The organism is Thermococcus sp. 21S7 (genome assembly GCF_012027615.1).
GTDB lineage: Archaea > Methanobacteriota_B > Thermococci > Thermococcales > Thermococcaceae > Thermococcus.
Genome location: NZ_SNUT01000011.1, coordinates 1 through 5,316, shown reverse-complemented (window position 1 = coordinate 5,316; position 5,316 = coordinate 1). Strand labels below are relative to the sequence as shown.

Here is a 5,316-nt window from a genome sequence, read left to right as displayed (position 1 = left end):
CTGAGGTCTCTTGAGAATCTGGCCGCCAGCGCTGAAGAAACCACCGCCTCAGCAGAAGAAGTCAGCTCAGCAGTAGAAGAACAAACTGCAGCAACAGAAGAACTCGAAAGAGCCGCCAGAGACCTCAAAAACATCGTGGAAAACCTGAGGGATATCATCAGCAGGTTCAAACTCTGAGGCTCTTTCGTTATTTTCAATTATTTGCACGGCATCGGGGGTGAGAAGATGGACTGGGTGATGATAGCGGTCATAGCCGTCGTGGTGCTGCTCGGAACCGTGCTGTCGGCGTACATGATATCCAACACACTCAACAACCAGATGAGTGAGCTCTACGCAGTACTGGTGGAGCGCGAGCTGAGGGAGAGTAGCACGGCTTCCAGACAAGGGGAACCGAAGCAGAAGAAACCCGTGACCGCGACGGAGCAACCGAAAAAGATGAACGTCTCCGGCGTTAACGAGGAGGAACTTCTCAAGAAGCTCAAGGAGGCTATAGACGAAAAGGTTCAAAACGTCCTGGAGGAGGCCAAGAGAAAGAAAGAGAGGCTGTTAATGCTCATGGACGTCATGAGGGGATACACTCTTGGATACATCTCAGAGGACGAATACAACGCGTTCCTCATGAAGGTTCTGGCGGAACTTGACGAGTTCAAAAGGCTGTGGCTTGCCAGGTTCCCCAGCCAGAGGGACAAGGAGCGGCTGAACCAGGCCATAGCATACGTCAGCAGAACCAAGCTCCCGATAGTCGTTAAGAGCAAAACCGGGAAGGAGCAGATGACCCTGCCCCCTGAGGAGGCCCTCATAAAGGTTACCTCCAACATAAACAGCGCCATCGAGATACTCGATGGACTTATAAAGAGCAGGGGTGAAAACCCAGCCGTGACCCCCTTGGAGGTTAAACTTTACAAGGAGTGTGAAAACCTCAAGGCCAAAGTCGAGAGACTTGAGCGGCAGCTTGAGGAGTACTCCACACTAACGTGAAGTTCCATCAGGTGTCTAAGATGGCCGTCACAGAAGTTCGTCTGAAGGCCGCGATTATTTCATCGTGGAAAGGAACGGGCAGGGTGAACTGGAGGGACGCTATAGGGGTTATCCAGAACGATAAAATCGTTTTGAGGTATCTGAGAATGGGCGAGGTGTCCGGGGAGGACACTTTTCCGTTCTCGGCCCTTAGTGATCTCGCCGTGAACGTACCTGATGGATACAAACTTAACCCCGAGAAGGAGCACTTTGGAATGAGGTTCTACGTTCCCGGAAGGGGAGACCTGACGCTCATTTTGACCATCGGTGAGAACCTCCTGATATACGATGAAAAGAAGTTCCGGGAATTCATCCACTCAATATTCGAGACCCTGATAAACGGAAAGGCTGTAAAAATTCAGCTGGCCAGAATCAAAGGCGGGGCCCTCAATATGGAATCAAGATGGCAGGACGGCTCCCTCAGGATTATCTCAATAAAATCCGCAAAAAGGGGAAGAACCGAACGCAATATCGTTGTGCTCGATGAAGACAGGAAACCAATCCCGGTGTTCTCCGATGTTGAAGACCTCGATACAGAGGAGGTAGAGCTCAACGGAAAGAAAGTGCAGGCGTGGAAGGTGAAGCACTTCTACGTCGATGAGACCGTCACCTCATATCTGGTCATCCCAGAAAAGAAAACGAGGCTCTTCGTCCTGCGCTACCTGCTGAAGTACCTCCCCAGCTACTTCGAGTTCATTATGAAGGTCTCCAAAGAATTCCCGAGCCTGCAGTCCGAGTTCAAGGAGGTCATGGAGAAGGAGCTGAAGGAGCTCCAGAGCCTTGACGAAGTGGAGAAACAGATACTGATGGCGCTTTACTCAGGACTGAATCCCCTCGAAGTTCATCAGTTCCTCGGACTCGATGAGAGGGAGATTGAGGAGATATACGACAAGATGATCGACAAGGGACTCCTGAAGATTGTGATGATACGAAAGGTGGTAAACCTGACCAGGGAAGGAAGAAAAATAGTAAACAAACTCATAGAGTACGGACTCGTCTCAATGTGAGCGCCTCCTCCTTTTTGAAAACATCCCCCCCATCAACACACCCAGGAGCACGACAAATCCCGGTCCGCAGATGCCCCCCGTTTTTACTGCATTTAGATCAATGACGTAGAACCTCTGGCTGGCGGTTCCGATTACCGCGGTGCTGCCCTCCACCGCCACGCTCCTGACGTAACCAGTGTCAGGGACGCTTTCCAGCTCCTTTCCAGTCTTGGCGTCCAGGATATAAAGCGCCCCAACGCTGTACACCATTGAAGTCCCATTTGCATTACTACTTTCGAATTTTCCAGTACCCACCAAAAGCTTCCCATCGGCGTACTTGACGACCTTAACCCTCCACGGGAAGGTTTTCGTCCAGAGAACCTTTCCGTCCGAGGGATCCAAGGCGGCCAGAACACCGGTTCCGTTTCCCATTCCCCCAACGTAGACCCTACCGTCGCCAACCTCCACGTCCTCCACGTAGAAGAGGCTCCGCTTCCACAGCATCTTCCCCTCGGGGGATACGTAATACAGATGGCCATCCGACGGATTCCTTCCGGTACCCGCCAGCAGGTTTCCGTTCAGAACCTCCATGTCCCTGACCCACTCACCGAGATTGAGATCCCAGAGCATCTTACCTTCCGGTGAGACACCGTAGAGATGCCCGAACTCCCCGGGCCCGGTGTACCCGGACGGGAAGCCCGCCCCCACGTAGATTACACCGTTCCCAACGCGAACCCTGCTCGTCAGGGAGGTGAAGTTGACCGTCCAGTCCCCCAGAACGACGGTATCGTTGACGAGTCTTCCGCGGTAGAGGTGGCCAACGTACGAGGCGTTGCCCTGCTCTATGAAGAAGTCGCCGTCGACGGCGTAGACTGTACCGCCGACAATCTGGAAGTCGTAGAGCTTGTTCGATGTGACGTTGTGAGCCATGAATCTGCCCTTTTCATCAAAGGTTATGAAACCGCCCATGCTGCCAACCACAACGTGACCGTCAGGGAGGGGTTTGAGTCCGATGACGTAACCGGAGTCGTTCTGCCAGAGGAGGCTCCCGTCCATCGAATACGCGGCCACCCTTCCGAGGTAGTAGATTCCAATAAGGCCGCTCGCATTGGCCACCTGTCTGTATGAGCAGCCGACGTAAATTCTCCCATCGAGAATGGAAACTGCTTCGATGCTTTTTTGATAGGGCACGTCCTCACAGATTTTACCCTCCCAGAGCACGAGCTTTTCGGCACCGGCAAGGGGCAGCAGCATCAGAGTGAACAGCGCCAGAACAACGTAAATTCTCCCGCTCATCTTTCATCCCCGCGGTTAGAAAGACGGAAATTTATATAAATTTGTTGGCCGCTAAAACTACTTAGGTGCCCTAAGATGGAAGAAGCCGAACTGCGGGAAGCATTAGCCTCTGGGGAGAAGCTGGACGAAATAATAGTGAAAGCGTCAGTAAGCAGGGAGTTTCTGGAAAAGGTCGTGACGTTTTTAGACGACGATCTGTGGATAGCTCAAAAAAACGCTCTGAAGGTCATAATGGCCGTACAGGAGCTGCCCCCAGGTTTCTATGACGCACTCATAAACAAACTGGTCGCGATGATACTGAAAAGCGAAGCGGTGCCGCTAACCCAGGAGATAGCCAGGGCCTTCGGGGAGCTTTCGGTTAGACACCCTGAAAAGGTGAGCAAGGCCATTCCGGTTATATTCGCCAACTACAGGATAGGAGACCCCAAGGTGAAGGTCAACATGGCGTACGTCCTGGAGGAGATAATGAGGGCAAACCCCAAACTCCTCGGCAACGTCTTCAGGGATATAAGCTACATGCTCTGCTCCAAGGAGTCCGCGGATAAACTGACCGCCCTGAACTTCATCTCGGCCCTCGGGGAAAACGGGCTGAGGTACGTGACCCCCTTTTTACCCAAGATATTCATGCTGCTCCACGATGGGGACGAGGTCGTCAGGGCAAGCACGGTGGAAGTGCTCGTCCAAATGGCATCCGTCAATCCCAAACTCAAGAAAATCATCATCTCCAAGCTGGAGGAGTCCCAGGACGACCGGAGCCCCCTCGTTAAGAGAAAAATCGAGGAAGGCCTACTCACCCTCCGGCTCTACAGGGAGTGATGCCTCCTCCCCTCCAAGCTTCTCCTGGAGGACCATCTTGAGGGCATCCCTGAGCTTCTCGTTCTCCTGCCTCAGCCTCATGTTCTCCTCCTTTATCTCCTCCAAGTCCTTCAGTAGAACTTTAACCTCCTTCAAGGTCCGCTCAAACTTCGATTTCTGGGCGAGCTGTTTCTTTATGACCTGCAGGGCGAGCTTTGTGTCGTCGACACCCGTCATGGCCTTCAGCTCGTCCTCGATACCCTTCAGCTCCTCCAGTCTTGCCCTGTATCCCGCGACCTTCTGGGACAGCGCGTCAATCTTCTGAGAAACGTCTTTCAGCGACTTGAGCTGTCTCCGGAGATCCTCTATCTCCCTCTCACGTTCGAGAAGCTCCCTCTTTAAGTTCTCATTCTCCGATTGAAGTTTTTTAAGCCTCATGTTCTCAATCACAAGCTCCTCGTATCTCTCCTGAATCTTCTGGAGCGTTTCCGCGAGGTTCACGCTGACCCCCAAGACTTCCTCACGGAGTTTCTTCTCGACCTCCTCAAGCTTCGTTTCCAAGTACTCGTTTATGTAAGCGTCAATCTTTTTGCCGTAGATTTCTTCGACCTGGGACATTATCTCCGAGGGCAACCTCTCAATGCGCCCCTCAATATCGTTCACCCTGGGAAGGACGGTTTCAAAGCTGTCCAGAAATATCATCCTTTTCTCCAGCTCGGAGAGAGAGTTTTCAAGCTCCCCGATTTTCTTTTCAAGGGAATACGTTGAATTCTTGTGGGACGTGTTTAAGTCGTCGAGCTTCCTGTTGAGAACGTCCAGCCTCTCGGACAGGAGTTCCTTCTCAACCCTGAGTTCCATGATAAGGGCCGCTATAGCCTCCAGGGAGAGGAGCGAATAATCACCTATGGTCTCGGACTCGGGGATGGCAGACCTGACGGTGTCCCAGTTCCTCAGGGTCTTGAGCTCCTCCAGTATCTCGGGATGACGCTCCTTGATGTACTCCCAGCCCAGTCCCTGTTTCTTCTTCTTTCCGAGCATGGGGTTTACTCACCAAGAATAGTTAGACAGATAAGAACTAAATAACTTTTTTGTGTAGGTGATTACTCCAGAAGGGGTAATAGTGGCCGGCGGCGTCCCCGGTTTCCCGTCCCCTCTCGGAGGACAGTACACCCGGGATCGCTGGCGGGCTTAACTTCCGGGGTCGAAACGAGACCGGGTGTGA

Annotated in this window: 5 protein-coding genes and 1 rRNA gene; 3 read left to right on the top strand and 3 right to left on the bottom strand. The window is 52.6% G+C overall.

All coding sequences use genetic code 11. The features are described 5' to 3' along the window. The first annotated feature begins 225 nt into the window (after window positions 1-225). On the top strand, window positions 226-978 hold the full coding sequence (locus E3E51_RS12840) for a hypothetical protein (RefSeq protein WP_167913507.1): 753 nt from the start codon (window positions 226-228) through the stop codon (window positions 976-978). 20 nt (window positions 979-998) lie between these two features. Beyond that, complete coding sequence (locus tag E3E51_RS12835) at window positions 999-2,024, top strand: CheF family chemotaxis protein (protein WP_167913506.1); 1,026 nt, start codon at window positions 999-1,001, stop codon at window positions 2,022-2,024. On the opposite strand, the gene E3E51_RS12830 is transcribed toward E3E51_RS12835, so the two are convergent. After that, on the bottom strand, window positions 2,016-3,299 hold the full coding sequence (locus E3E51_RS12830; protein ID WP_206204587.1) for a PQQ-binding-like beta-propeller repeat protein: 1,284 nt from the start codon (window positions 3,297-3,299) through the stop codon (window positions 2,016-2,018). The genes E3E51_RS12835 and E3E51_RS12830 overlap by 9 nt on opposite strands. Window positions 3,300-3,374: 75 nt before the next feature. Between E3E51_RS12830 and E3E51_RS12825 the strand changes: the two genes are divergently transcribed. After that, window positions 3,375-4,115: a PH0542 domain-containing protein gene (locus E3E51_RS12825; protein ID WP_167913505.1), complete on the top strand. Its 741-nt coding sequence runs from the start codon at window positions 3,375-3,377 to the stop codon at window positions 4,113-4,115. Here the strand turns inward: E3E51_RS12825 and E3E51_RS12820 are convergent. Next, window positions 4,086-5,132: a hypothetical protein gene (locus tag E3E51_RS12820; RefSeq protein ID WP_167913504.1), complete on the bottom strand. Its 1,047-nt coding sequence runs from the start codon at window positions 5,130-5,132 to the stop codon at window positions 4,086-4,088. The genes E3E51_RS12825 and E3E51_RS12820 overlap by 30 nt on opposite strands. Before the next feature lie 84 nt (window positions 5,133-5,216). Further along, window positions 5,217-5,316: ribosomal RNA gene (gene rrf, locus E3E51_RS12815) — 5S ribosomal RNA — on the bottom strand; the annotation flags it as partial.

What these genes read in the sequence shown, in the direction of transcription:
- E3E51_RS12840 (WP_167913507.1), top strand. Translation starts at nt 226, where the DNA reads ATGGACTGGGTGATGATAGCGGTCATAGCCGTCGTGGTGCTGCTCGGA.
- E3E51_RS12835 (WP_167913506.1), top strand. Translation starts at nt 999, where the DNA reads ATGGCCGTCACAGAAGTTCGTCTGAAGGCCGCGATTATTTCATCGTGG.
- E3E51_RS12830 (WP_206204587.1), bottom strand. Translation starts at nt 3,299, where the DNA reads ATGAGCGGGAGAATTTACGTTGTTCTGGCGCTGTTCACTCTGATGCTG.
- E3E51_RS12825 (WP_167913505.1), top strand. Translation starts at nt 3,375, where the DNA reads ATGGAAGAAGCCGAACTGCGGGAAGCATTAGCCTCTGGGGAGAAGCTG.
- E3E51_RS12820 (WP_167913504.1), bottom strand. Translation starts at nt 5,132, where the DNA reads ATGCTCGGAAAGAAGAAGAAACAGGGACTGGGCTGGGAGTACATCAAG.